22 protein-coding genes and 1 pseudogene are annotated in these 21,999 nt (G+C 68.7%); 16 read left to right on the top strand and 7 right to left on the bottom strand.

Annotated features, from left to right (window positions below):
• Nucleotides 1–83 precede the first annotated feature (83 nt).
• On the top strand, nt 84–635 hold the full coding sequence (locus E3O23_RS05865; protein WP_134489086.1) for a hypothetical protein: 552 nt from the start codon (nt 84–86) through the stop codon (nt 633–635).
• 52 nt (nt 636–687) lie between these two features.
• On the opposite strand, the gene E3O23_RS05870 is transcribed toward E3O23_RS05865, so the two are convergent.
• Nucleotides 688–903, bottom strand: coding sequence for a hypothetical protein (locus E3O23_RS05870; protein ID WP_134489088.1), 216 nt, complete (start codon nt 901–903; stop codon nt 688–690).
• An 85-nt stretch (nt 904–988) separates the two neighbouring features.
• Here E3O23_RS05870 and E3O23_RS05875 point away from each other — a divergent pair, with 85 nt between their 5' ends.
• Nucleotides 989–1,711, top strand: a complete 723-nt coding sequence (locus tag E3O23_RS05875; RefSeq protein ID WP_134489090.1) for an MFS transporter — start codon at nt 989–991, stop codon at nt 1,709–1,711.
• Nucleotides 1,708–2,208, top strand: a complete 501-nt coding sequence (locus E3O23_RS05880; protein WP_134489092.1) for a hypothetical protein — start codon at nt 1,708–1,710, stop codon at nt 2,206–2,208. The genes E3O23_RS05875 and E3O23_RS05880 overlap by 4 nt, the downstream gene beginning before the upstream one ends.
• A 208-nt stretch (nt 2,209–2,416) precedes the next feature.
• Here E3O23_RS05880 and E3O23_RS05885 read toward each other — a convergent pair whose 3' ends face one another.
• Both E3O23_RS05885 and E3O23_RS05890 read right to left on the bottom strand, forming a co-directional pair.
• Nucleotides 2,417–4,231: a DEAD/DEAH box helicase gene (locus tag E3O23_RS05885; RefSeq protein ID WP_134489094.1), complete on the bottom strand. Its 1,815-nt coding sequence runs from the start codon at nt 4,229–4,231 to the stop codon at nt 2,417–2,419.
• A gap of 57 nt (nt 4,232–4,288) precedes the next feature.
• Nucleotides 4,289–4,984 (bottom strand): hypothetical protein, encoded by a 696-nt coding sequence (locus E3O23_RS05890; RefSeq protein ID WP_134489095.1) that lies wholly within the window; start codon nt 4,982–4,984, stop codon nt 4,289–4,291.
• 96 nt (nt 4,985–5,080) lie between these two features.
• Between E3O23_RS05890 and E3O23_RS05895 the strand changes: the two genes are divergently transcribed.
• Nucleotides 5,081–5,752 (top strand): SDR family oxidoreductase, encoded by a 672-nt coding sequence (locus E3O23_RS05895; protein WP_241983348.1) that lies wholly within the window; start codon nt 5,081–5,083, stop codon nt 5,750–5,752.
• 27 nt (nt 5,753–5,779) lie between these two features.
• Here the strand turns inward: E3O23_RS05895 and E3O23_RS05900 are convergent, their stop codons facing one another.
• Both E3O23_RS05900 and E3O23_RS05905 read right to left on the bottom strand, forming a co-directional pair.
• Complete coding sequence (locus tag E3O23_RS05900) at nt 5,780–6,121, bottom strand: YciI family protein (protein WP_134489099.1); 342 nt, start codon at nt 6,119–6,121, stop codon at nt 5,780–5,782.
• Nucleotides 6,122–6,202: 81 nt separating this feature from the next.
• Entirely contained in the window at nt 6,203–7,006 is an 804-nt protein-coding gene (locus tag E3O23_RS05905) for an adenylate/guanylate cyclase domain-containing protein (protein ID WP_134489101.1), read from the bottom strand.
• A gap of 152 nt (nt 7,007–7,158) precedes the next feature.
• Between E3O23_RS05905 and E3O23_RS05910 the strand changes: the two genes are divergently transcribed.
• The 3 genes from E3O23_RS05910 to E3O23_RS05920 all read left to right on the top strand — a co-directional run bounded on the left by E3O23_RS05910 (nt 7,159) and on the right by E3O23_RS05920 (nt 10,816).
• Complete coding sequence (locus E3O23_RS05910) at nt 7,159–7,479, top strand: hypothetical protein (protein WP_134489103.1); 321 nt, start codon at nt 7,159–7,161, stop codon at nt 7,477–7,479.
• A 211-nt stretch (nt 7,480–7,690) separates the two neighbouring features.
• Complete coding sequence (locus E3O23_RS05915) at nt 7,691–9,064, top strand: NAD-dependent succinate-semialdehyde dehydrogenase (protein ID WP_134489105.1); 1,374 nt, start codon at nt 7,691–7,693, stop codon at nt 9,062–9,064.
• Nucleotides 9,065–9,127: 63 nt separating this feature from the next.
• Nucleotides 9,128–10,816: a long-chain-fatty-acid--CoA ligase gene (locus tag E3O23_RS05920; RefSeq protein WP_134489107.1), complete on the top strand. Its 1,689-nt coding sequence runs from the start codon at nt 9,128–9,130 to the stop codon at nt 10,814–10,816.
• Nucleotides 10,817–10,913: 97 nt separating this feature from the next.
• Here E3O23_RS05920 and E3O23_RS05925 read toward each other — a convergent pair whose 3' ends face one another.
• On the bottom strand, nt 10,914–11,321 hold the full coding sequence (locus tag E3O23_RS05925; protein ID WP_134489109.1) for a VOC family protein: 408 nt from the start codon (nt 11,319–11,321) through the stop codon (nt 10,914–10,916).
• A 209-nt stretch (nt 11,322–11,530) separates the two neighbouring features.
• Between E3O23_RS05925 and E3O23_RS05930 the strand changes: the two genes are divergently transcribed.
• The 8 genes and pseudogenes from E3O23_RS05930 (at nt 11,531) to E3O23_RS05965 (ending at nt 17,583) form a co-directional block, all read left to right on the top strand.
• Entirely contained in the window at nt 11,531–11,905 is a 375-nt protein-coding gene (locus E3O23_RS05930; protein ID WP_134489111.1) for a cupin domain-containing protein, read from the top strand.
• 71 nt (nt 11,906–11,976) lie between these two features.
• On the top strand, nt 11,977–12,486 hold the full coding sequence (locus tag E3O23_RS05935) for a nitroreductase family deazaflavin-dependent oxidoreductase (protein ID WP_134489113.1): 510 nt from the start codon (nt 11,977–11,979) through the stop codon (nt 12,484–12,486).
• A 32-nt stretch (nt 12,487–12,518) separates the two neighbouring features.
• On the top strand, nt 12,519–14,192 hold the full coding sequence (locus E3O23_RS05940) for an alkaline phosphatase D family protein (protein WP_134489115.1): 1,674 nt from the start codon (nt 12,519–12,521) through the stop codon (nt 14,190–14,192).
• Nucleotides 14,193–14,218: 26 nt separating this feature from the next.
• Nucleotides 14,219–15,061, top strand: a complete 843-nt coding sequence (locus tag E3O23_RS05945) for an alpha/beta fold hydrolase (protein ID WP_134489116.1) — start codon at nt 14,219–14,221, stop codon at nt 15,059–15,061.
• Between the two features lie 89 nt (nt 15,062–15,150).
• Nucleotides 15,151–15,327, top strand: a complete 177-nt coding sequence (locus E3O23_RS05950; protein ID WP_134489118.1) for a DUF1059 domain-containing protein — start codon at nt 15,151–15,153, stop codon at nt 15,325–15,327.
• A gap of 59 nt (nt 15,328–15,386) precedes the next feature.
• Nucleotides 15,387–16,472 (top strand): annotated as a pseudogene (locus tag E3O23_RS05955) (EAL domain-containing protein).
• Between the two features lie 248 nt (nt 16,473–16,720).
• Nucleotides 16,721–17,116, top strand: a complete 396-nt coding sequence (locus tag E3O23_RS05960; RefSeq protein WP_134489120.1) for a hypothetical protein — start codon at nt 16,721–16,723, stop codon at nt 17,114–17,116.
• The gene (locus E3O23_RS05965) at nt 17,113–17,583 is read left to right on the top strand and encodes a methyltransferase family protein (protein WP_134489122.1); all 471 of its coding nucleotides are present in this window, start codon (nt 17,113–17,115) and stop codon (nt 17,581–17,583) included. Before E3O23_RS05960 ends, E3O23_RS05965 begins: the two co-directional genes overlap by 4 nt.
• Nucleotides 17,584–17,678: 95 nt before the next feature.
• Here E3O23_RS05965 and E3O23_RS05970 read toward each other — a convergent pair whose 3' ends face one another.
• The gene (locus E3O23_RS05970) at nt 17,679–18,650 is read right to left on the bottom strand and encodes an aldo/keto reductase (RefSeq protein WP_134489124.1); all 972 of its coding nucleotides are present in this window, start codon (nt 18,648–18,650) and stop codon (nt 17,679–17,681) included.
• Between the two features lie 128 nt (nt 18,651–18,778).
• Here E3O23_RS05970 and E3O23_RS05975 point away from each other — a divergent pair, with 128 nt between their 5' ends.
• Nucleotides 18,779–21,904: an alpha-mannosidase gene (locus tag E3O23_RS05975; RefSeq protein ID WP_134489126.1), complete on the top strand. Its 3,126-nt coding sequence runs from the start codon at nt 18,779–18,781 to the stop codon at nt 21,902–21,904.
• Nucleotides 21,905–21,999 lie beyond the last annotated feature (95 nt).

Genomic DNA, 21,999 nt, shown 5'->3' on the forward strand with positions numbered 1-21,999 from the left:
TCAGAGAGTCATCTTTTGTTCACTCCGGCGAAACTGGACCCCAGAACACTGTGCTCATGAAGCCGTGCACTCTTCCTGGGCGGGTGACGACAGACCTGCGCCTGATTGGCTCCCTTGACGCCGCCACCCGCGACCGCGTCACTGCGGCCCTCGGTCACCTGGATTTCCCCGTGGGACAGATGCGCACCGGCGAGGCACTCGTCCGTTCATACCTGCACCGGGCCCCTGACCGCTCCTGGGCACTATTCCAGGGGGATGAAGCCGTCGGGGTTTTCGCCGTGGTGCCCTACCTCGAGCTGCCGGGGACCTACCAGACCTCCACCTATCTCACGCTGGCTGCGCGTGGCACGGGCCTGAACTCCTCGTTGAAGCGCGCCGTGGTGCTCGCGTCCCGTGCGGAATCACTTCCCTTGTACTCGTCGATCCATCACGCCAATGCCAGGTCCCTGGCGGCGACGCGAAAATTGTTCGTGTCCGTGGAACCGACGATTGTGTTCGAGCGCGTGGCTGGACGTGTGGCGTGGCGGTTCGAGCTGAGCGTCCAACGGACACAGCTGGCGGCCGGTCCGGTAGATTCCTATATCGTCGCCCTCCTGGGCACTGCAATGCGGCAACCGGCGCTGCAGGCGGCCTGAGGGCCCCGGCCGGGTGCGCCGCCGCCCGCACGATTCACACGACCTGAGCCGCCTACTCGCGCATGAGCATCGCCTGGGCCTCGCGTTCGAGGTCGACGTACGGCTCGCCGCTCACGTCGATGGCCACCCGGTTGATCGTGCCGCCGGTGAAGGCCCACGGCGCGGTCCCCGGGTAGCTGCCCGTGACCGGACGGAGAAGTGGTACCCCTCGGCTGGCGACGAGGGCTGATCGACGGGGTGATTGTCGTAGACGAGATCGGGGTACCACTGGTTGGTCTCGGCGCCGAGGAATCCGTACCAGCGCTCGAAGCCACGGCCCGTGGGCCAGTTGCGGCGGGTCGGGCCTGTTCTTCATGGTGCCGGTGTACCTGCAGATGACGCTGGGCCTCGACGCCCTGCAGACGGGGATCAAGATCTTCCCGCTCTCGATCACGCTCATCCTGTTCTCCATCGTCGGCACCCGGCTCTCGCGGCTCTGGTCGCCGCGGCGGATCGTGCGATGGGGCCAGGTGATCCTCGTGGCCAGCGCCCTCGTCGTGCTCGGATCGGTATCGCTCGACCTGCGCAGCGCCTTGTTCGCCGGCGGGATGTTCTTCGCCGGGGCCGGGCTGGGGCTGCTCGCGTCGCAACTGGGCAACGTCAACATGTCGAGTGTGACGGAGAGGGAGACGAGCGAGGTCGGGGGGCTGCAGGGGGTGTTCCAGAACCTCGGGTCATCACTCGGGACCGCCCTGATCGGTTCCGTGCTCATCGGAGCCCTCTCGACGTCGTTCGTGACCGGGGTGGCCGCCAGCGACCTGCCCGCAGCCGTGCGGTCGGCGGTGAGCCAGGCGACGCAGGGCGGAGTGGCCATCGTGCCGGCCGCGAGCGTCGACGACATCGCCGCCGAAGCCGGCCTGACGGCCTCCGAAGGCGAAACGCTGACCCGGATTTACAGCGAATCGCAGGTGTCGTCTCTCCGGACGGCCTTCTTCGCCCTGATCGCGATCGCCGTCCTCTCCCTGCTGTTCTCGCGCGGCATTCCGACGGAGATCGCCGAGCGGGAGCGACGGCCGGGCCGGGCGAAGACCCCGTGAGCCGGGCGCCGCTCGAACGCAGCGGCATCGTCACTGCGGAGTCGGTGTACGGGATCCTCCTCGTCAGCGGCATGATCGTCGCCGCCGGTGGGCACGGCGAGAGCTCCTGGGCGGTGTTCCTCAGCGTCTTCGGCACGGTCATCGTGTTCTGGGCCGCACACGTGTGCGCCGGCACGGTCGCCGGACACGGGGTGAGCGTGGGCGGTGAGCAGACGACACTGAAGACGGCCTTCCGGCAGTCGCTTCATCGCTCCCTCGGCCTGCTCACCGCGGCACTCATCCCGTCGGCGATCCTGCTGCTCGGGGCACTGCGGGCCGTCGAGGATGCCGCGGCGCTCTGGGTCGCGCTCTGGTTCGGAGTCGTCCTCCTCGCCGTGATCGGCTACAGCGCCTTCGAAATGCGAGGCAGCAGCCTGGCCATGCGGATCGTCGGCTCGCTCACCACCGCGGCGTTCGGCGTGGCGATGATCGTGCTCAAGGCCGTCATCCACGGGTGACGAGCGCCGCGTGTGCCTGGCCGCGGGACCGATGCGCGACCTCTGCCCGGCCGGTGCGCGCGCAGTACGCGGCTGCGCGCGTGATGCGCCACGCGCGCAGCGATGAGCGTGCAGCACGCCGCTACGCGGGAGGTGCGCCACCCGCGTAGCGGCGCATCGCCCGCGAAGCGCGAACTCTCCGCGCGGTCGGGCCATTGGGAGACAGGCGCTAGTCGCGGTAGGACTTCCGGTCCGGCCGGTCGCCGCGGTCGTCCCGGCGGGGCGCGCCGCCACGGTCGGGGCGGATCTCGATGAGCTTGCCGCTGATGCGGGTGTTCTCCAGCTTGCCCAGGACATCGCCGCGGAGGTCGGCGGGGAGTTCCACGATCGAGTACTCGGGGTTGATCTGGATGTGGCCGAAGTCTTCCCGGCTCAGTCCGCCCTCGTTGGCGATCGCTCCGACAATCTGCCGGGGCTCCACCTTGTGGCGCTTGCCGACCTCGATGCGGTACGACGCCATCGGCTTGCCGGTGGAACGAACGGGGCGTTCACTCCGCAGCACGCGGTCGCCGCGGTCTCCGCGATCGTCACGGCCTCCTCGGTCGCCGCGCTCCGGACGCTCAGCGCGATCCGGACGGTCTCCGCGGTCACGCTCGACGCGCTCGTGGCGCTGCGCCCGGGCGTCCTCGGGGGAGAGCAACAGGGGCGTCTCGCCCTGGGCGACAACCGCGAGGGCGGCGGCCACATCGGCCTCGGGCACGTCGTGGTGCTCGACGTAGTGACCGATGATGTCACGGAACGTCGCGATGCGGTCGGCCTGGCCGAGCGCCTCGGTGATCGCATCGTCGAAGCGGGCGAGGCGGGTGACGTTCACATCTTCGAAGCTCGGCAGCTGCATCTGCGTCAAGGGCTGACGGGTCGCCCGTTCGATGGCGTTGAGCAGGTGACGCTCGCGCGGCGTGACGAAGCTGATCGCCGCGCCGCTGCGGCCCGCCCGGCCAGTGCGGCCGATGCGGTGCACGTAGGACTCGGTGTCGATGGGGATGTCGTAGTTGACCACGTGGCTGATCCGCTCGACGTCGAGGCCGCGGGCCGCGACATCCGTGGCGACCAGGATGTCGAGCTTGCCCGACTTGAGCTGGTTGACGGTGCGTTCACGCTGCACCTGGGGCACGTCGCCGTTGATCGCCATGGCGGAGTAACCGCGCGCACGCAGCTTCTCGGCGAGGGTTTCCGTCTCGTTCTTGGTGCGGGTGAACACGATCATGCCCTCGAAGTTCTCCACCTCGAGGATGCGGGTGAGAGCGTCGACCTTCTGCGGGTAGGACACCATCAGGTAGCGCTGGGTCGTGTTCACGGAGGTCGTGGTCTTGTTCTTGACCGTGATCTCTTCGGGGTCGTTCAGGTACTGCTTCGAGATCCGTCGGATCTGCGCGGGCATGGTGGCCGAGAACAGCGCGACCTGCTTGTCATCCGGGGTGTCCTTGAGGATCGTCTCGACGTCCTCGGCGAAGCCCATCTTGAGCATCTCGTCGGCCTCGTCGAGCACCAGGTACTTGAGCTGCGAGAGGTCGAGGGTGCCCTTTTCGAGGTGGTCCATGATGCGTCCGGGCGTGCCGACGACGATGTGGACTCCGCGGCGCAGGGCGGAGAGCTGCGTGCCGTAACCCTGGCCGCCGTAGACGGGCAGGACGTGCACGCCGCGCATGTGCGCGGCGTACTTCTCGAACGCCTCACAGACCTGGAGCGCGAGCTCACGGGTCGGCGCGAGGACGAGCGCCTGGGGGCTCTTCTGCGACACGTCGAGGCGGGAGAGGATCGGCAGCGCGAAGGCGGCCGTCTTGCCGGTGCCGGTCTGGGCGAGGCCGACGACGTCGCGGCCGTCGAGGAGCGGAGGAATGGTGGCGGCCTGGATGGCCGAGGGGGTCTCGTAGCCGACGTCCTTGAGGGCCTTGAGCATCGCATCACTGAGCCCGAGGTCGGAGAAGGTAATTGTTTCGCGGGCAGTGTCTGCCTCGGGCGCGGTTGTGTCAGGAGACGTCATACTCTAACGGTACTCGTTAGAAGTGTGCGAACAGTGCGTGGGGCCGGATGGTCCCGCTCAACCGTCCTGTGTTCCGACGAAATAGGCGGTGACAACGCCGCGGGTGCGGAGCGGCCCGGCGCCCGAGATCGATGCGACCTCGACTGTCCACTGGGGTGATGATCGATCGATGCCGTCGGCGCTCTCGGCCCAGACCGCCTCGGCTCCCTCGCAGGAGTACGTCCCGTACCAGCCGGTGTGCCGGTCCAGGTCGTTCCAGACGCCTCCGCTGCGGATCCGGCAGCGACCGCCATCGCTCAGGAGCAGGCCCAGCGGTTGCGCCTGCGGCGGCGCGGATGCCGCGGGAACGCCGCCGACGGTCGGCATCCGGACCAGGCTCTTCGTCCACGGGTCGCGGTAGCAGACAGCCCTCGACGGGGACGGATCCTGCCAGCAGGCGACGGCGTAGGCGCTCGACGGTAGGCAGGCCAGGATGTCGTCGTCGACGGCGACCGGGGACGGCCGCGGTTCCAACGACGCGGCGCCGCAGTCGAGCGTCACCGAGTCGTCCAGGGTGACGCTGAAGCCCGGGGCCGGAAGGCCGGACGGGGTGACCGGTCGAATCACCACTCGTTCGGTTGCGACGCTGGGCGCCGCTGACGTGAACGTGGTCGACGGCTGCGAGGCGCATCCGGCCAGGAAGACGAGCGCAAGGGCCAGGGCGATCGGGAGCCGGCGGATCGGGAGCAGGCTGATCGGGAGCAGCGTGCGCATCAGCCCTCCGTCTCGTGACGAACGCATCCATCCCATGATTCGCCGGCGGACAGCCGCGCGCCACGGGGTTGACACCGGTGGTCGAGCTTGTCGCCGGTGGTCGAGCTTGTCGAGACCCTGCCCCAACGGGAGTCGGTCGAGAAGCTGGCTGCGGATGCCGCGGCGCTGGGCCCGGTGACGACCGTCATCCACACGGCCGGCCTGTCGCCCGTCCAGGCGCCGGTCGGCGCGATCCTCGCGGTCGACCTGGCCGGCACCGCCTTCGTCCTCGACGCGTTCGGCGCCGTGATCGCGCCCGGGGGAGCCGGCGTCTTCATCGCCTCGATGGCGGGCCACCTGGCCCGGCTCGCCCCGGAACTCGAAGCCAAACTCGCCACGACGCCCACCGCGGAACTACTCGGACTCCCCGAGCTCCAGGCGGAAGCGATCGCCGACCCGGGCGCGGCGTACACGCTCTCCAAGCGAGCGAACGCCCTGCGGGTGCGCACGGCGTCGCTGGCCTGGGGTGCGCGGGGAGCGCGGGTGAACTCGATCAGCCCGGGCATCATCTCCACGCCGATGGGCGCGGCCGAGCTCGCGGATCCGAGCGGCGACCAGATGCGCGGCATGATCGCGGGCAGCGCAACCGGGCGGATCGGCACCCCCGATGACATCGCCGCGGCGATCGCCTTCCTCACCGGTCCGGATTCCACGTTCATCACCGGAACGGACTTGCTCGTCGACGGCGGAGTCGTCGCCTCGCTGATGACCCGGATGGCGACCGGGTAGGCGCCTCACCGGGCGCGGGCGCGGGGGCTACGGCGTGTGCGACGCTTCCATGCACTGCCGAACCTCGACCGGCTCGCGCAGCTCATGGGCCACCCGGGCCGCGATCTCGAGCGCGCGCGACTCGTCGGGCACCTTCACCACCCAGAACCGCACCAGCGGCGTGTCGACCGTGTTGAAGTTTCCCCGGCGCCGGTCGCCGCCCGGCCGCACGAGCGTGGCGGCCGAGCCCCACTCGAGCACCTCGGTGGTGACGATTTCGCCGCGCTGCGCAAGCTCGTCCTCGAGCTCAGCCAGGAAAGCGACCTCGTGTTCGATCCGGTCCGGGATGCGCTCACGCAGGCCCGCCTCATCGCCGAACACCATGATCATGAATCGCATCGGACGCGCCTCCTTGGGTCATTGCTTGGGCTGGACGTTGTTCGGGCGGTGGTTGATCGGGCTCACGTTTGTTCAGGGCTCGGCCGGGCGGAGGACGACCACCTCGATCGGCTGCGACCGGCCACGGATGTCCACCATCCGTCGGGGGAGGCCGTCCGTCAGCGTTCCAGCGGCCTCGGCCGCGGCCACGCTCACGATCAACTCGCCCGCGCCGGCGGCCGAGGCGAGCCGCGCCGCGGTGTTCACCGGATCCCCCAGCGCGGTGAAGTCGTTGACGGTGCCGGCTGGTCCGGTCGCTCCCACGAATGCCTCGCCGGTGTGCACGGCGGTCCCGACGCGGATCGGCCCGGACGGCGAGGCGTCGGAACGCGCCGCGAGCGCGGCCAGGTCGACGGCGGCGAAGATCGCTGCCGCTGCGTGCTGTGGCCCGCTGATTCCCCCGAAGAACAGCCCGATCACCTCGTCACCGACGATCTTGTCCACGACTCCGTCATGAGCGAGGATCGCGCCTGCCGCCAGCCGATAGAAGCGATCGAGGAAGGCATAGAACTCGCTCGGGTGCATGTGCTCGCCCATGGCGGTCGAACCTCGGATGTCGGAGAACAGGAGAGAGACGGGGATCTCGACGCCGGTCAGCCCCTTCTTGCGCAGCACGATGACGCACTTCATGCAGAGCGCCGGGTTTCCGGGGGATTGGCCGTACCCGGCGGGCTTCAAGGCGAGCGCGCCGAGCCCGCCGAACGGCGCCGCGCACAACTTGCAGCGCGGCGAAGACGGCAACGCCCGGAACAAGCGCCGCGTTCTGGCCAGGCCGGGACTCTCCCCGGTCATGACGGCGCGCACCTCTTCACGCGTCAACTCCACGCGATCGGCCATACACCGGATTTTACGCCGGACCGGTCCGCCTGGTCAGTGGAAGGGGCACCCGATTCGGCTCAAAAAAAGGAACCCGCGGGGTGGCACAAAACGCGCATCGGCATACCATCGGCACAAACCGGGTGCCGGCATCCGAGCCACGGGAGGTCAGAATGGCTGTCAAGCGAATAAACGCCTACTTCACCGGCGTCACCGAAACGGACGATGGGGACTTCCTGACCGCCGAAAGCGTCGCCGTGATCAGTACCGTCGACGAGCACGACCAGTACACGGAAGTCCTGCGGCTGCCGGCCGGCGACGTCATCCGCGCGGAGGAGTTCACCTTCGACTCGGACGACTACGACATCCTGTTCGATCGCGTCGTCGACGAGCTGGACAGCACCGTCGAGGACTACGCCCAGGAGAACGGCCTCACCATCACCGGCCGGGACAGCGACGACCAGTTCTCCTGGGACGTCGAACCGGCCCGCTGAGCGGAGCGCCCTCTCCTCGCTGACCCTTTCGTCCCTGAAAGATGGCTGCAACTGACGATTTCATCTCTCGAAGGGCGCAATCGGAACGGAAAACATCTGCCGGATATCGAGTCGAGCACCATCGACCCGCCAGACTGCGGCAGACTGTACCTACACGAGAGTGGCGGTCCACTCTCGGTTGGCGTTAACGAAGACACCTACAGGAGCGATCATGAGCAAGTATGTCGTCACGAACCCCGCTACCGGAGTCAAGGGAACAAGCTTTCCCCTGGCAACAGACGAAGAGGTGACCGACGCCATTGGGGCCGCGGATCGCACCCACAGCGAGTTCTCCCGCGGCACGTCGGTTACCGAACGCGCTGCCCTCATGCAGAAGGTCGCCGACCTGCACACCGAGCGCCGCGAACACCTGGCCGAACTCATCGTGCGCGAGATGGGCAAGCCCCTCGAGCAGGCCCTCGGCGAGGTCGACTTTTCCGCCGACATCTACGGGTACTACGCCACCCACGGCGAGACATTCCTCGCCGACGAACCGATCGAGCTGCTCGGCGGCGAAGGCTCGGCGTTCATCCGCAACGCATCGCTGGGTGTGCTGCTCGGCATCATGCCGTGGAACTTCCCGTACTACCAGGTAGCCCGCTTCGCCGGCCCGAACCTGGTACTCGGCAACACGATTCTGCTCAAGCACGCCTCGCAGTGCCCCGAGTCCGCCGCCGCCATCGAGCAGATCTTCACGGATGCCGGCTTCCCCGAGGGCGCCTACCGCAACCTCTACGCGTCCAACGCCCAGATCTCCGACATCATCATCCCGGACCCCCGAGTCTGCGGTGTTTCGCTGACCGGTTCGGAGGGGGCCGGCGCCGCCGTCGCGGAGGTCGCGGGCCGCAACCTAAAGAAGGTCGTGCTCGAACTGGGCGGATCCGACCCGTTCATCCTGCTCAGCACGGACAACCTCCAGGAGGCCGTCGACGCGGCCGTTGACGCTCGCCTGGACAACTCCGGCCAGTCCTGCAACGCCGCCAAGCGTTTCATCGTGATCGACGGACTGTACGACGCCTTCCTGGAAAGCTTCACCGCGAAGATCACCGGCAACGTCCCCGCCGACCCCACGTCGCCGGAGACCACGCTGGGGCCGCTCTCCTCCCTCGGCGCCGCCGAGAACCTCGAGGAGCAGCTCCAGCGCGCCGAGGCCCAGGGAGCCACCGTTGCCGCGCGGGGGAGCCGCAAGGGCGCCTTCTTCTCGCCGACGGTCCTCACCGGCGTCTCCCCGCAGAGCGACGCCTACCGGGAAGAGTTCTTCGGCCCGGTCGCCGCGATCTACCGCGTGCAGGACGAGGCCGAGGCGGTGCAGGTGGCCAACGACATCCCGTACGGGCTGGGTTCCTACCTCTTCACCACCGACCCGGAGCAGGCCCTGCGCGTCGCCGACCAGATCGACGCGGGGATGGTCTTCATCAACGGCTCGCTCCTCGACGGCCCGGAGCTTCCCTTCGGCGGAGTGAAGCGGTCCGGGTTCGGCCGCGAGCTCGGACGCTTCGGTATCGCGGAGTTCGCCAACAAGAAGCTCATTCGCATTCTGAAGTAGCAGGATGCCGCGTCGCCCGGCCGTGCGGGCGACGCGGCGGGGCGTTCGCGGGATGATGGGACCATGCCGAACACTGACCAGCAGCCCTGGCTGAAGAACTACCAGCCGGGAGTCCCGGCCGAGATCGACCTGCCCACGGAGTCGCTCGTTGCGATGCTCGAGCGCTCCGTGGCCGAGGCCGGCGACCACCCCGCGCTGGAGTTCTTCGGTCGTCGCACGACCTACACGCAGCTCGGCGACCAGATCGACCGGGCCGCCGAGGGCCTCCGTCACCTCGGGGTGAGGGCGGGCGACCGGGTCGCCATCATCCTGCCGAACTGCCCCCAGCACGTCGTCGCCTTCTACGCGGTGCTGCGCCTCGGCGCCGTGGTGGTGGAGCACAATCCGCTGTACACCTCGCGGGAGCTGCGCCACCAGTTCGAAGACCACCAGGCCCGCGTCGTGATCGCCTGGGACAAATCAGCGGCGTCTGTCAAGTCCTTCCCGGCCGACATCGAGATCGACCACGTCGTCTCGGTCAACCTCCTCGAGGCGTTCCCCGCCGTCAAGCGCCTGGCGCTGCACCTGCCGGTGAAGAGCCTGCGCGAGTCGCGGGAGGCCCTGACCGGCCCGGCGCCGGGAACCATCCCGTGGAAGCAGCTGCTCGGCCACGGCCGGATCGACCCTGAGCATCCTCGCCCGTCGGTGGGCGACCTGGCGGCGATCCAGTACACCTCCGGCACCACGGGCAACCCCAAGGGCGCCATGCTCACCCACTTCAACCTCTACTCCAACGCCCTGCAGGGCGAGGCGTGGATGCAGGGGGCCGAGTACCGCAAGGAGGTCTTCTACGCCATCCTGCCGATGTTCCACGCCTTCGGCATGACGCTCTACCTCACCTACGGCATCCGCAAGCAGGCCCTGCTCGTGCTCTTCCCCAGGTTCGACCCCGACCTGGTGCTCGCTGCGATGAAGAAGTCGCCGGCGACGGTCTACTGCGCCGTCCCGCCGATCTACGAGCGCACCGCGATCGCCGCGAAGGAGAAGGGGATTTCGCTGCGGTCGTGCAGGTTCTGCATCTCTGGCGCGATGAACCTGCCCGACCACGTCGTGGAGCTGTGGGAGTCGGTGTCCGGCGGGCTGCTGGTGGAGGGCTACGGGATGACCGAGTCTTCCCCGGTGGCCCTCGGCAACCCGTTCCACCCGACCAGGCGCACCGGCACGATCGGCGTGCCGTTCCCGTCGACCCTGATGAAGGTCGTCGACCTGGACGACCCCACCGTCGAGGTGCCGCAGGGCCAGCCGGGGGAGCTGCTGCTCAAGGGTCCGCAGGTCTTCCAGGGCTACTGGAACAACCCGGAGGAAACCGCCAAGGCCCTCCTGCCGGATGGCTGGCTGCGTACCGGCGACATCGTGACCGTGGACGATGACGGGTTCACGACGATCGTCGACCGAGCCAAGGAGCTCGTGATCACGGGCGGATTCAACGTCTCGCCCTCCGAGGTCGAGGGCGTCCTGCGTCTGCATCCGTCGGTGGCCGACGCCGCTGTCTTCGGCAAGGCGCTCGAGCGGGGCGGGGAGCTGGTCGTCGCCGCGGTCGAACTCAGGCCGGGCGCGGAACTCGACGAGGACGGCCTGCGGGCGCACTGCCGCGACCACCTCGCGGCCTACAAGATTCCGCGACGGATCGTCCGGGTCCAGGAGATGCCCCGCTCGATGCTCGGCAAGATCCTGCGGAAGAAGGTGCGCGAGCAGGTTCTGCCGGGGCTCTGACGCCCCTTAAGCCCGCATTCCCTGACTGAGTTGCGGAGAAAGTACCTTCGTTTCGAGCGGGAAAGTACTTTGTCCGCAGTTCAACTGCAAGGGGCGGCTACTCGGGCATCTCTGCCGCGACGACGGCGAGCACGTTGGCGGCGGGGTCCCTGAACCAGGCGATGGCGGCGCCGTCGTCCTCGTCGTGCATGATGCCTTTCGCGTCGTTCGGCGGCATGTCGGGGAGCTCGGCGTCGCCGTAGATCTTCGTCGTCACGCCTCGCGCGTTGAGCGCGTCGACGGTCTTCTCGACGTCGTCGGTGACGAAGTTCAGCACGGTGAAGCTTGCCGGCACGTGGTCGGGTTTCGCGTAGATGAACACCCGGCCGCCGTTTCCCAGTCGAACGTCGAGGTTGCCCATCATCCCGTCCCGCACCTCGAGGCCGAGGGTGTCGCCGTAGAAGCGCTTCGCCTCGTCGATGTTGTCCACCGAGAACGAACTGAAGGCCTCGGATGTGGCGAACATGATTGTCTCCTTCCAGAGGGTGAATCGATAGGGGAACCCTGTCGAGACTTGCACTCTCGGCAGGGGCCGTCCAGTGCGGGCCCTACCGGCGCCGGGCCCTACCCGGCTCTCTTCGCGAGGATTATCCTGAGGTTCAGGCCGTCCACGCCCGGTGGGCCGCGTGCCCGGAACCCCTGCCAATCGGCCCTCAAGAGTCAAAAGAGGAAGTCATGTCAGACACGATGTCCGCGCTGCAGGTCAAGTCCTTCGACGCTCCCGATGAGCGTCGCGCGCCGGAGAAGACCAGCCTGGACCTCAACCATCTGGGCGAGTACACGATCGGTCGGATGAAGATGGAGCCCGGTTGGGCCTGGTCGGAGTGCATCAAGCCGGTGGTGCACACCGATTCCTGCCGGCTCCTGCATGTCGGTTACTGCGTCGCGGGAACCCTCGAAACGGTGCTCGACGACGGCACCCGAGCCACCATCAAGGCCGGTGACGCCTACTCGATCCCGCCGGGCCACGACGCTCATGTCGTGGGCGACGAGGCATTCGTGGGGATCGAGTTCGCCAGCGCCGCGCAGTACGGAGTCCCCGCCCCGTAGCCGGCACCCTCGCCCGGATGCCGCGGCCGCGGCATCCGGGCGCTTTTTGAGGGTGGGGTCAGAATGGGCGCATGCCCTTCGTCCTGTACGTCGTCCGCTCGGCCATCGCGCCGCTCACCCACACGCGACTCTTCCGCTCCGCGGCGCCCCGAGCGATGCCCCCGATCGAACGACTGCTGAAGCGCCTGAGCCGGGGCCGGGTGCAGCTGAGCGGACTGCTCGTGCCGTCGCTGGTGCTCCACACGACCGGCGCGAAGACCGGTCTCGGTCGCGACACAGTGCTGATGTACACCCCCGACGGGCGGGGGCGCGCGATCGTGGCCGGCACGAGCTTCGCCAGGGGGCGACATCCGGCGTGGACCTACAATCTCCTGGCGCACCCCGCTGCGGCCATCAGCGTGCGGGGCCGGCGCCTGCTGGTGCGGGCCACGCTAATCGATAATGCCGACCGGGACGAGACCTGGCGCCGGATCGAGCGCCAGTGGCCGGGTTACCGTGACTACGAGCGGGAGTCGGGCCGGATCGTGCGGCTGTTCCTGCTCCAGCCTGTGCGGGAGGACCGGGGCGCGGCCAAGGCATAGCCAGAGCCGCGTTTGAGCGGTAAAACTACCTCATGACGACGTCGCCGTTGGTCCTCGGGCCCATGCTGCGGTACGTCGACGACGTGTCCGCGAGCCTGTGGTGCGAGACCGGGGAATCGGCAACGGTTGTCGTCAACGCGGGGAACAGGTCCTGGGCGGCGCGCACGTTCGCCGTGCATGGGCACCACTACGCCCTGGTCGAGGTCAACGGCCTGGAACCGGGCACCGTCACGCCCTACACGGTCCAGGTGGCGGGGGCGGATGCGTGGCCCGCGGACGGCTCGGAGTTTCCGGCATCCGTCATCGCCACCCTGGCCGAGGGGCGGCCGCTGCGGATGTCGTTCGGCTCCTGCCGCACCAGCGTGCCGCACGACGAGGGCGGCAACCGCACGCACGGCGTCGATGCCCTGCGCGCGTACGCGCTGCAGATGGCCTCGAACGACGGATCCCTGTCCTGGCCGGACCTGGTGCTCTTCCTCGGCGACCAGGTCTATGCCGACCTGACCAGCAAGGCCATGCAGGAGTTCATCCGCGCCAGGCGCGACATCACCGAGCCGCCCGGTAAGGAGCTCGCGGACTACGAGGAATACGCGCACCTCTACAACCTGGCTTGGTCGGACGAGGCGAACCGGTGGCTGCTGAGCACCGTGCCCACCGCCATGATCTTCGACGACCACGATGTGCGCGACGACTGGAACGCCTCGCTCAGCTGGAAGCGCACCATGGAGGCGACATCCTGGTGGCATGGACGGATCGTGTCAGGCCTGGCCTCGTACTGGGTCTACCAGCACCTCGGCAACCTCTCGCCCCGGGAGCGTGCCGGCGATGCGATCTGGCGGCGAATCGCGGCGCATGAGGGCGAGGCCGAACTGGACCTCAGCGTGGTGCTCGACGAGTTCGCCGAGCGCTGCGACCGGGAGCCGACCAGCTACCGCTGGAGCTTCTGCCGGGACTTCGGTGACGTTCGCCTGGTCGTCGTCGACTCCCGGGCGGCGCGCGAGCTCGCACCGGAGCGGCGAGCGCTGCTCGACGAGGACGAGACAGCCTGGCTGGACAGCAGGATGCGCGGTGGTTTTCGTCACCTCCTGGTCGGGACGTCCCTGCCGTTCCTGCTCCCGACCGGGCTGCACCACCTGGAGTCCTGGGACGAAGCGCTTTCCGAAGGAGCCTGGGGGAAGGCCATGGCGGGACTCGGCGAGCGGCTCCGCCAGGCGCTCGACCTCGAACACTGGGCGGCCTTCCAGGCGAGCTTCCGCCAGGTGGCGGCCATGGCCGAGGACGTCGCCGACGGAAAGCGAGGCCGCGCCCCGGAGACCGTGACCTTCCTCTCCGGGGACGTGCACTACTCCTACGTTGCCGAGGTTCGGAGGTCGTCGGGAAGCCGCATCATCCAGGCCGTTTGCTCGCCGATCCGCAACCCGCTGCCCGTTGCTATGCGATCCTTCTCCGCCGTGCTCTCCTATGGCATCGCAACCCGGCTGAGTGCCCGGCTGGCTCGTTCGGCCGGGGTTGCCGATCCGCCGTTCCACTGGGCGGGGATCACCGGCCCCTGGTTCGAAAACTGCCTGGCCACTCTTGCCGACACTCCCGAAGGTCTGAAATTGTGGTGGGTGTCGGGCGTCGTGCACGACGGTGACCAGCGTCATCCGCGGGTGGAAGAACTCGCCGCGCTCACCGTGTCCCCGCGGCCCCCGGACTCCGCATGACCCATGAGAAGAGAAGGAAGCTCCAGATGGCATTCATCACCGTTGGGCAGGAAAACAGCACCGAGATCGAGCTCTACTACGAGGACCACGGCACCGGCCAGGCGGTCGTGCTGATCCACGGCTACCCGCTGGACGGCCACTCCTGGGAGAGGCAGTCGAGGGCGCTCCTCGCGGCGGGCTACCGGGTCATCACCTACGATCGGCGCGGATTCGGCGCGTCCAGCCAGCCCACCGGCGGCTATGACTACGACACGTTCGCGGCCGACCTGAACACCGTGTTGACCACCCTCGACCTCCGTGACGTCGTGCTGGTGGGATTCTCCATGGGGACAGGGGAGCTGGCCCGCTACGTGGGAACCTACGGCGCTGGGCGCGTCGCGAAGCTCGCCTTCCTCGCCTCCCTGGAGCCGTTCCTGCTCCTGACCGATGACAACCCGTCCGGCGTGCCGAAAGAGGTCTTCGACGGCATCGCCGACGCGGCCCGGGGCGACCGGTACGCCTGGTTCACCGACTTCTTCAGCAACTTCTACAACCTCGACGAGAACCTGGGCAGCCGGATCAGCGAGGAAGCCGTCCGCGGCAGCTGGAACGCTGCGGTGAAGAGTGCGGCGATCGCGGCCTACGCGGTGGTCCCCACCTGGTACGAGGACTTCCGCGGCGACCTCGCGAAGGTCCGTGAGTCGAACCTGCCGACCCTCATCGCGCACGGTGACAGCGATCGGATCCTGCCGATCGACTCCACCGGGCGCCCCTTCCACGCGGCACTCCCGGACGCCGAGTACGCGGAAATCCCCGGGGCGCCGCACGGGATGCTCTGGACCCACGCCGACGAGGTCAACAGCCTCCTGCTGGCCTTCCTGGCTCGGTAGCCGCCTGCGGTTCCCGGCGGCCGACGCGGCACTTTGGGGGCCGCCGAATGACACGGCCGGGCGGTGGGGCTCGGCTAGTGTCGGGAGCTATGAAGTCATTTGCGTGCGGAGATGTCGTGCCCGGTTGCGAAGCTCGCTGGGTGTGCACCACCGAGGACGAGATTATGTTCCAGGTCGCAGCTCATGCTGCCTCTGCTCACCCCCTGGTCGAGGTGTCATCGACGATGGCCCAGGCCGTGCGGGCGGCAATCGTACCGGTCGGCTAGTCGTGTCGGCAGGGCCGCCGGACACCGGCGTGGACTCCGCCCGGCCCGACTGGGCCGAGATGCTGGATGCGGCCTGCCGTGGCGAGGGCGTCTCGTCCGTCTACCAGCCGATCGTCGACACGGCCCGGGGCTCGGTCGTCGGCTACGAGGCCCTGACCCGGTTCTCCGGCTACGCCGAGCGCAATCCCGAGACATGGTTCCGGGCGGCTCGGACGCACGGTATAGCCGAAGACCTGGAAGTGATGGCCCTGCGCACCGCGTTGCAAGCCCGCCCGACGATGCCGACGAACTGATTCCTCACGGTCAACGTGTCGCCCGATCTGCTGTCCTGCGAGAGTGTGCGCAGCGTCTGGCGCGACGAGGGCGACCTGGGCGGGCTCATCGTCGAGTTGACCGAGCAGGCGCCGATCGAGTCGTACCTCTCCCTCGAACCCGACCTCGACCGGCTGCGCTCGGCCGGCGCCCTGATCGCGGTCGACGACGCCGGCGCCGGGTACGCCGGGCTGCGACATCTGCTCGCCCTGCGGCCATCGCTGATCAAGCTGGACCGCGCACTGGTGGAGGACGTCGATCGGGACGAGGCCAAACGCGCCCTCATCGAGATGCTGGGAACGTTCGCCGGCCGCGTCGACGCGTGGCTGCTGGCCGAGGGCGTGGAACGGCTCGAGGAGCTCGACACGCTGGTCGCGCTCGGCATTCCCCTCGTGCAGGGATACTGCCTGGCCCGGCCCGCCCCGGCCTGGGTGGGGATTGACGAGGACGTGGCGATTCGCCTGGCGGCACGGCCCGTCCCCGGCACGACACGCGTCATCCGCGACTACCTCGAGATCGTGCCAACGGCCACGAGCGTGGCCGTTGCGTCGGCCGCCTTCTCGGCCGACCCCAAACTCCGATCCATCGTGCTGCTCGACGAGCACAGCCGCCCACTGGCGGTGCTCGAGGCCGACTCGTCGCTTCTCGGTGTGGTCAGCCCCGGCCTGCGGGTCAACCTCGAGACCCCGGTGACGGATGCCCTGGGCCGGGCGATGACGCGCGATCCGGGTGCCCGCTTCGAGCCGCTCCTCGCCACCGACAACGCCGGCCGATTCACCGGCATCGTGCGCCTGGAGCGTCTGATCACGGCCCTCGCGGCAGCTGACCACTGACGGGCGGCCCGCGACCAGTCGGGCCGATCCGAAGCGGGGCAATCTCGGGGCCATGACGGTCCAGCCGGATTCCCCAGCGGCCGAGTCCGGGCTGACCGACCGGAGGGTGGCATTCTTCGGCTTCGCCGCCGGGATCGTCGGGCTGGTCTGTGTCATCGCTCTGGGCTGTTCTACGCCGGAGAAGTCGGCACGGCCGGTCGGCGTGTGTTCGGGCCGTGGCGATTCGCTCTCCTGCTTGAGTCGCCGTTGTGGTGGCAGGTCGTGCTGCTCGCGAGCGCCGCAGCGCACTCGGATCGACCCTCCTCGTGTTCGACGCCATCGACTTCGCCATTGCCACGGCCCTGTCGGTCATCGCCATCGTTGTTCAGGCGTTCTGGCTGGTACTGGCCAATCGGCTGCTCTGTCGCGTCGACGGCTATCCGCGCGGGCTCGGCGCCTTCGCCATCGTGGGGGGAGTCGCGCTGCTCGCCGGAATGGCACTCGTCGGGATCGGACTGGTCCTGCAGCCCGGCGTCGAAACCCCACTCTGGTTCCTCGGCGTCGCGGTGGGTTTGTTCGGTTGGGTGTCCATGCCGGTCTGGTTCCTGCTCGTTGCCGTGAGCCTCCGCGGGGGATTCGTCCCCGGGTCTAACCTCGAGCCATGAAACGTGCGCTCGCGATCGGCCTGGTGTCCGCGCAGTTCCTGCTGCTCGCCGCGCTCGTCCTCCTGCCTCACGGGGCGCTGTGGCCCGTCAACGCCGGCGTCCTGGCCGCCGGAATCCTCCTCGTGCTGGCCGGCGCGATCCTCGCCGTCCTGGGAGCGCGTGGCCTGGGGCCGGCGCTGACCGCGAGTCCGATCCCGAGGGAGCACGCGCCGCTGGTCACCAGCGGGGTGTACGGCCTCGTCCGGAGTCCGATCTACACGGGGCTGATGACCGGCGGGCTCGGCCTGGCCCTGTTCGGCGCGTCGGTGTGGCACATCGTCGCCTGGCTCTGCCTCGTGCTGCTGCTGTCGGCCAAGACGCGCTGGGAGGAGCGGATGCTCGTGGCCGAGCACCCGGACTACCGCGACTACGGGGCTCGCGTCGGCCGCTTCCTGCCGGGCGTCGGCCGGTTGCGCCCACGACCCTGACCGGCCCGCCTCGGGACTGAGTCGCGGACAAAGTACCTTCGTTTCGCAAATGAAGGTACTTTCTCCGCAACTGAGCGTGGAATCCCGGTGAGCGGCTACCAGGCGTAGTGCTCGGGCGCCGTCTTGCGGCCCGGGAAGATCTCGTCGAGGCGGCCGAGGGCATCCGTGTCGAGGGTGACGTCCAGCGATCGCACGGCGGCGGCCAACTGCTCGGTCGTGCGCGGGCCGACGATCGGGGCCGTGACCGCGGGCTGGTGGAGCAACCAGGCCAGAGCCACATCGCCGGGCGGGTGTCCGAGTTCGTCGGCGAGCGTTTCGTACTTCTCGATCGCGTCCCGGTGCGTCGCGAGAACCTCGGCGACCTTGCCCTCCAGCCGTCGCTTGCCCTCGCCCTCCCTGCGAAGCACCCCGCCGAGCAGCCCGCCGTTCAACGGCGACCAGGGGATGATGCCCAGCCCGTTGCTCACAGCGGCGGGGATGACCTCCAGCTCGATGTCGCGGGTCAGCAGGTTGTAGATCGACTGTTCGCTGACCAGGCCGGTGAAGTTACGGCGCCGGGCCTCCTCCTGCGCGGTGGCGATGTGCCAGCCGGCGAAGTTGCTGCTGCCGGCGTAGAGAATCTTGCCCTGCGCGACGGCCGTTTCCATGGCCTGCCAGATCTCTTCCCACGGCGTCTGCCGGTCGATGTGGTGGAACTGGTAGATGTCGATGTAGTCGGTCTGGAGCCTGGACAGGCTCGCGTCGAGCGCCCGGCGGATGTTGAGCGCGGAGAGTTTGCCGTCGTTGGGCCAGTCGGTCATGGAGCCGTAGAGCTTGGTCGCCAGCACGGTGCGCTCGCGGCGCTGCCCGCCCTGGGCGAACCAGTTGCCGATGATGGTCTCCGTGCCGCCCTTGCCGGCGCCGTCGCCATAGACATTGGCGGTGTCGAAGTAATTGATGCCATAACCGTGCGCGGCGTCCATGATGGCGTGCGCGTCGAGTTCCGGGGCCCAGCCGCCGAAGTTCATCGTTCCGAGGCAGAGACGGGAGACGTTGAGACCTGAGCGGCCGAGGGAAGTGTATTGCATGCTCCCCAGCATGCGCCGCGACGCTGCCCCATGTCGAACCGGCAGGGTCTTGCGGTGGCGTTCATCTTCGTGTTCATTGGGGCCTGACGCCTTCACCGCAAGGAGCCTTCACCGCAAGGAGTTCCACCGTGCACGACAACTCCGTCCTCATTCGCGCCCGCATCCGTCGCTTCGTCAGTGAACGGGTGACTCCCGCCATCTACCGCGCGTCCGCGCCCCTGTCGGTGTCGGCCTGGGAGGTGCCGGATGAGCCGGTGCCCTTCATCGAGGCCCGGCGCCAGGCCTTCACGCCGTTCGCCGTGGGACGGCGGTGGGGGAAGCCGTGGGGCACGACCTGGTTCCACGTCACCGGGAGGGTGCCAGAGGACTGGTCCCGGTGGGGCGGCCTCGACACCCGCACGGAGATCATCGTCGACCTCGGTTTCCTGTCCGGCCAGCCCGGTTTCCAGGCCGAAGGACTCGTCTTCGACCCCGCGGGGAACATCCTCAAGGCGATCGAACCCTTGAACAACTACGTGCCCCTGCCGCTGGGGGCCGGTGGTGTCCTCGACGTGTATGTGGAAGCCGCCTCCAACCCCGATGTCGGCAGCAACTGGAAATTCCGGCCCACGCCCGTCGGCGACAAGGCGACGGCCGGGACCACGCCGATCTACCGGCTGCGCCGGATGGACGTGGCCCTGCTCGACACCGAGGTGTGGCAGCTCGACCGGGACATCTGGACGCTGTTCGGCCTGATGGAGGAACTGGGCGGCGATCTTCCCCGCACCGCGGAAATCCTCCGGGCGCTCGAGAAGGTGACCGACCGGATGGACCCCGACGATGTCAGCGGTACGGCCGGCCTCGGCCGCGCCATCCTGGCCCCGGTGCTCGCCCAGCCGGCCTACGCGAGCGCGCATCGGATCGTCGCCGTCGGGCACGCGCACATCGACTCGGCCTGGCTCTGGCCGGTGCGGGAGACCATCCGCAAATGCGCCCGCACCTTCGCCAATGTGCTGCAGTTGATGGACGAGAACCCGGAGTTCATCTTCGCCTGTTCCTCCGCGCAGCAGTACGCCTGGATGAAGGAGCACTACCCCCGGCTGTTCGAGCGCATCCGGGAGCGGGTGATCGAGGGCCGGTTCGTGCCGGTCGGGGGCATGTGGGTGGAATCGGACACCAACATGCCCGGCGGCGAGGCGCTCGCCCGCCAGCTGATCGCCGGCAAGTCGTTCTTCATGCGCGAATTCGGCATCGAACCGCTCGAGGTGTGGCTGCCCGACTCGTTCGGGTACACGGCCGCCTTCCCGCAGGTCGTCGTCGCCGCCGGGTCGAAGTACTTCCTGACACAGAAGATCAGCTGGAACGAAACAAACACGATGCCCCATCACACCTTCCACTGGGAGGGCATCGACGGCACCCGCGTCTTCACCCACTTCCCGCCGGTGGACACGTACAACTCGGTGCTCTCCGGGCAGGACCTGGCCCGGGCGCAACGCCAATACGCCGAGAAGGGCGCCTCGAACGTGTCGCTGGTGCCGTTCGGCTTCGGCGACGGCGGGGGAGGACCGACGCGCGAGATGCTCGCTGCCGCCGAGCGGACGAAATCCCTGGAGGGTTCGCCCACCGTGCGGATGGCCACCCCGCGGGCGTTCTTCGAAGAAGCGGAGGCGAGCTATGCGAACCCGCCGGTGTGGTCGGGCGAGCTCTACCTCGAGTTCCACCGCGGCACGTACACGTCCCAGGCCAACACGAAGGCCGGGAACCGGCGGAGCGAACACCTGTTGCGCGAGGCCGAACTGTGGGCGACGACGGCCGCCGTGCGCACAGGGGCGACCTATCCCTACGACCGGCTCGAGGCGGCCTGGCAGACCGTGCTGCTCAACCAGTTCCACGACATCCTGCCCGGCAGCTCCATCGCCTGGGTGCACCAGGTCGCCGAGGCCGCGTATGCCGCGGTGCGGCTGGAACTCGAAGACCTGATCTCCCGGGCGCTCGCCGCATTGTCCGGCCCGGATGCCGCGAGCCAGGATGCCGCCGCCCCGGATACAGCGGCAGCCGGCATCGCCGTGCCGGTCAGTTTCAACGCGTCGCCGTTCCCGGTGTCGGGGGTGCCGGCGCTGTCGGCCGGCCCGCGCGGGGCATCCGCGGACGTGCGCGTCGAGGCCCGGGACGGCGGGTTCGTGCTCGAGAACGGAGCAATCCGGGTCGTGATCGACGCCCGCGGACTGCTCGTGTCCCTCGTGGAGCTCAGCACCGGGCGGGAGGCGCTGCCGGAGGGCCGGCCGGGCAATCTTCTCCAGCTGTTCCGGGACACGCCAACGCAGTGGGACGCGTGGGACATCGACGACCACTACCAGCGCAACGGCGTCGAGCTGCTGGAGGCCGAGTCGGTGGAGCTGGTGTCGCAGGAGCTGGTGTCGCAGGAGCCGGTGTCGCCGGAGCCGGTGTCGCCGCACGCCGGGCGCGCGACGGTGCGGGTCCGTCGCCGCTTCGGCTCCTCGACGGTGTCGCAGGAGCTGACCCTGGCCGGAGACCAGACCGCCCTCGACATCGTCACCACGGTGGACTGGCACGAACGGCAGAAGTTCCTCAAGCTGGCCTTCCCGCTGGACGTGCACGCCGACCGGGCGGCCTCCGAGATCCAGTTCGGCCACATCTACCGGCCGACCCACGAGAATACGTCGTGGGATGCCGCCCGGTTCGAGACCTGCGCTCACCGGTGGGTGTTCGTGGGGGAGCCGGGCTTCGGGGTGGCCGTGGCCAACGACTCCACCTACGGCCACGACATCAGCCGGACCGGCAACGGCGGCGGCGGCACCACGACGACCGTGCGTGAGTCCCTGCTGCGCGCGCCGACGTTCCCCGACCCGGCGGCCGACCAGGGGGTTCATGTCTCGCGCACCTCGATCAGCCTGACGCCGGACGTGCTCGGCGCGGCCGAGCAGGGCTACCGGATCAACCTTCCGCTCCGGGACGTGACCGGAGTGTCCGTCGAGCCCGTCGTGGTGAGCGACTGCGCCGCCATCGTGGTCGAGGCGGTGAAGCTGGCCGAAGACCGCTCCGGTGACGTCATCGTGCGGCTGTATGAAGCGCGCGGTGGGCGCGCCGCCGGTGCCGTCGGCTTCGGCTTCCCGGTCGCGCGGATCATCGAAACCGACCTGCTGGAGAGGCCCGTCGCCCCGGTCGCGGTGAAGGCGGCAACGAGCAACGGCGTGCGGGTCGCGTTCCGTGCCTTCCAGATCGTGACCCTGCGGGTCTCCCGGCCCGGCGACTAGGGCGTGTCTCCTAATTCGTGTAACCAGATGGTGATGGCGCGGAGGACGACTCCTCCGCGGTAGGTCAGGGCAAGTTTGTCGTAGCGGGTGGCGAG

The sequence above is a fragment of the Cryobacterium tagatosivorans genome (assembly GCF_004402215.1).
Lineage (GTDB): Bacteria > Actinomycetota > Actinomycetes > Actinomycetales > Microbacteriaceae > Cryobacterium > Cryobacterium tagatosivorans.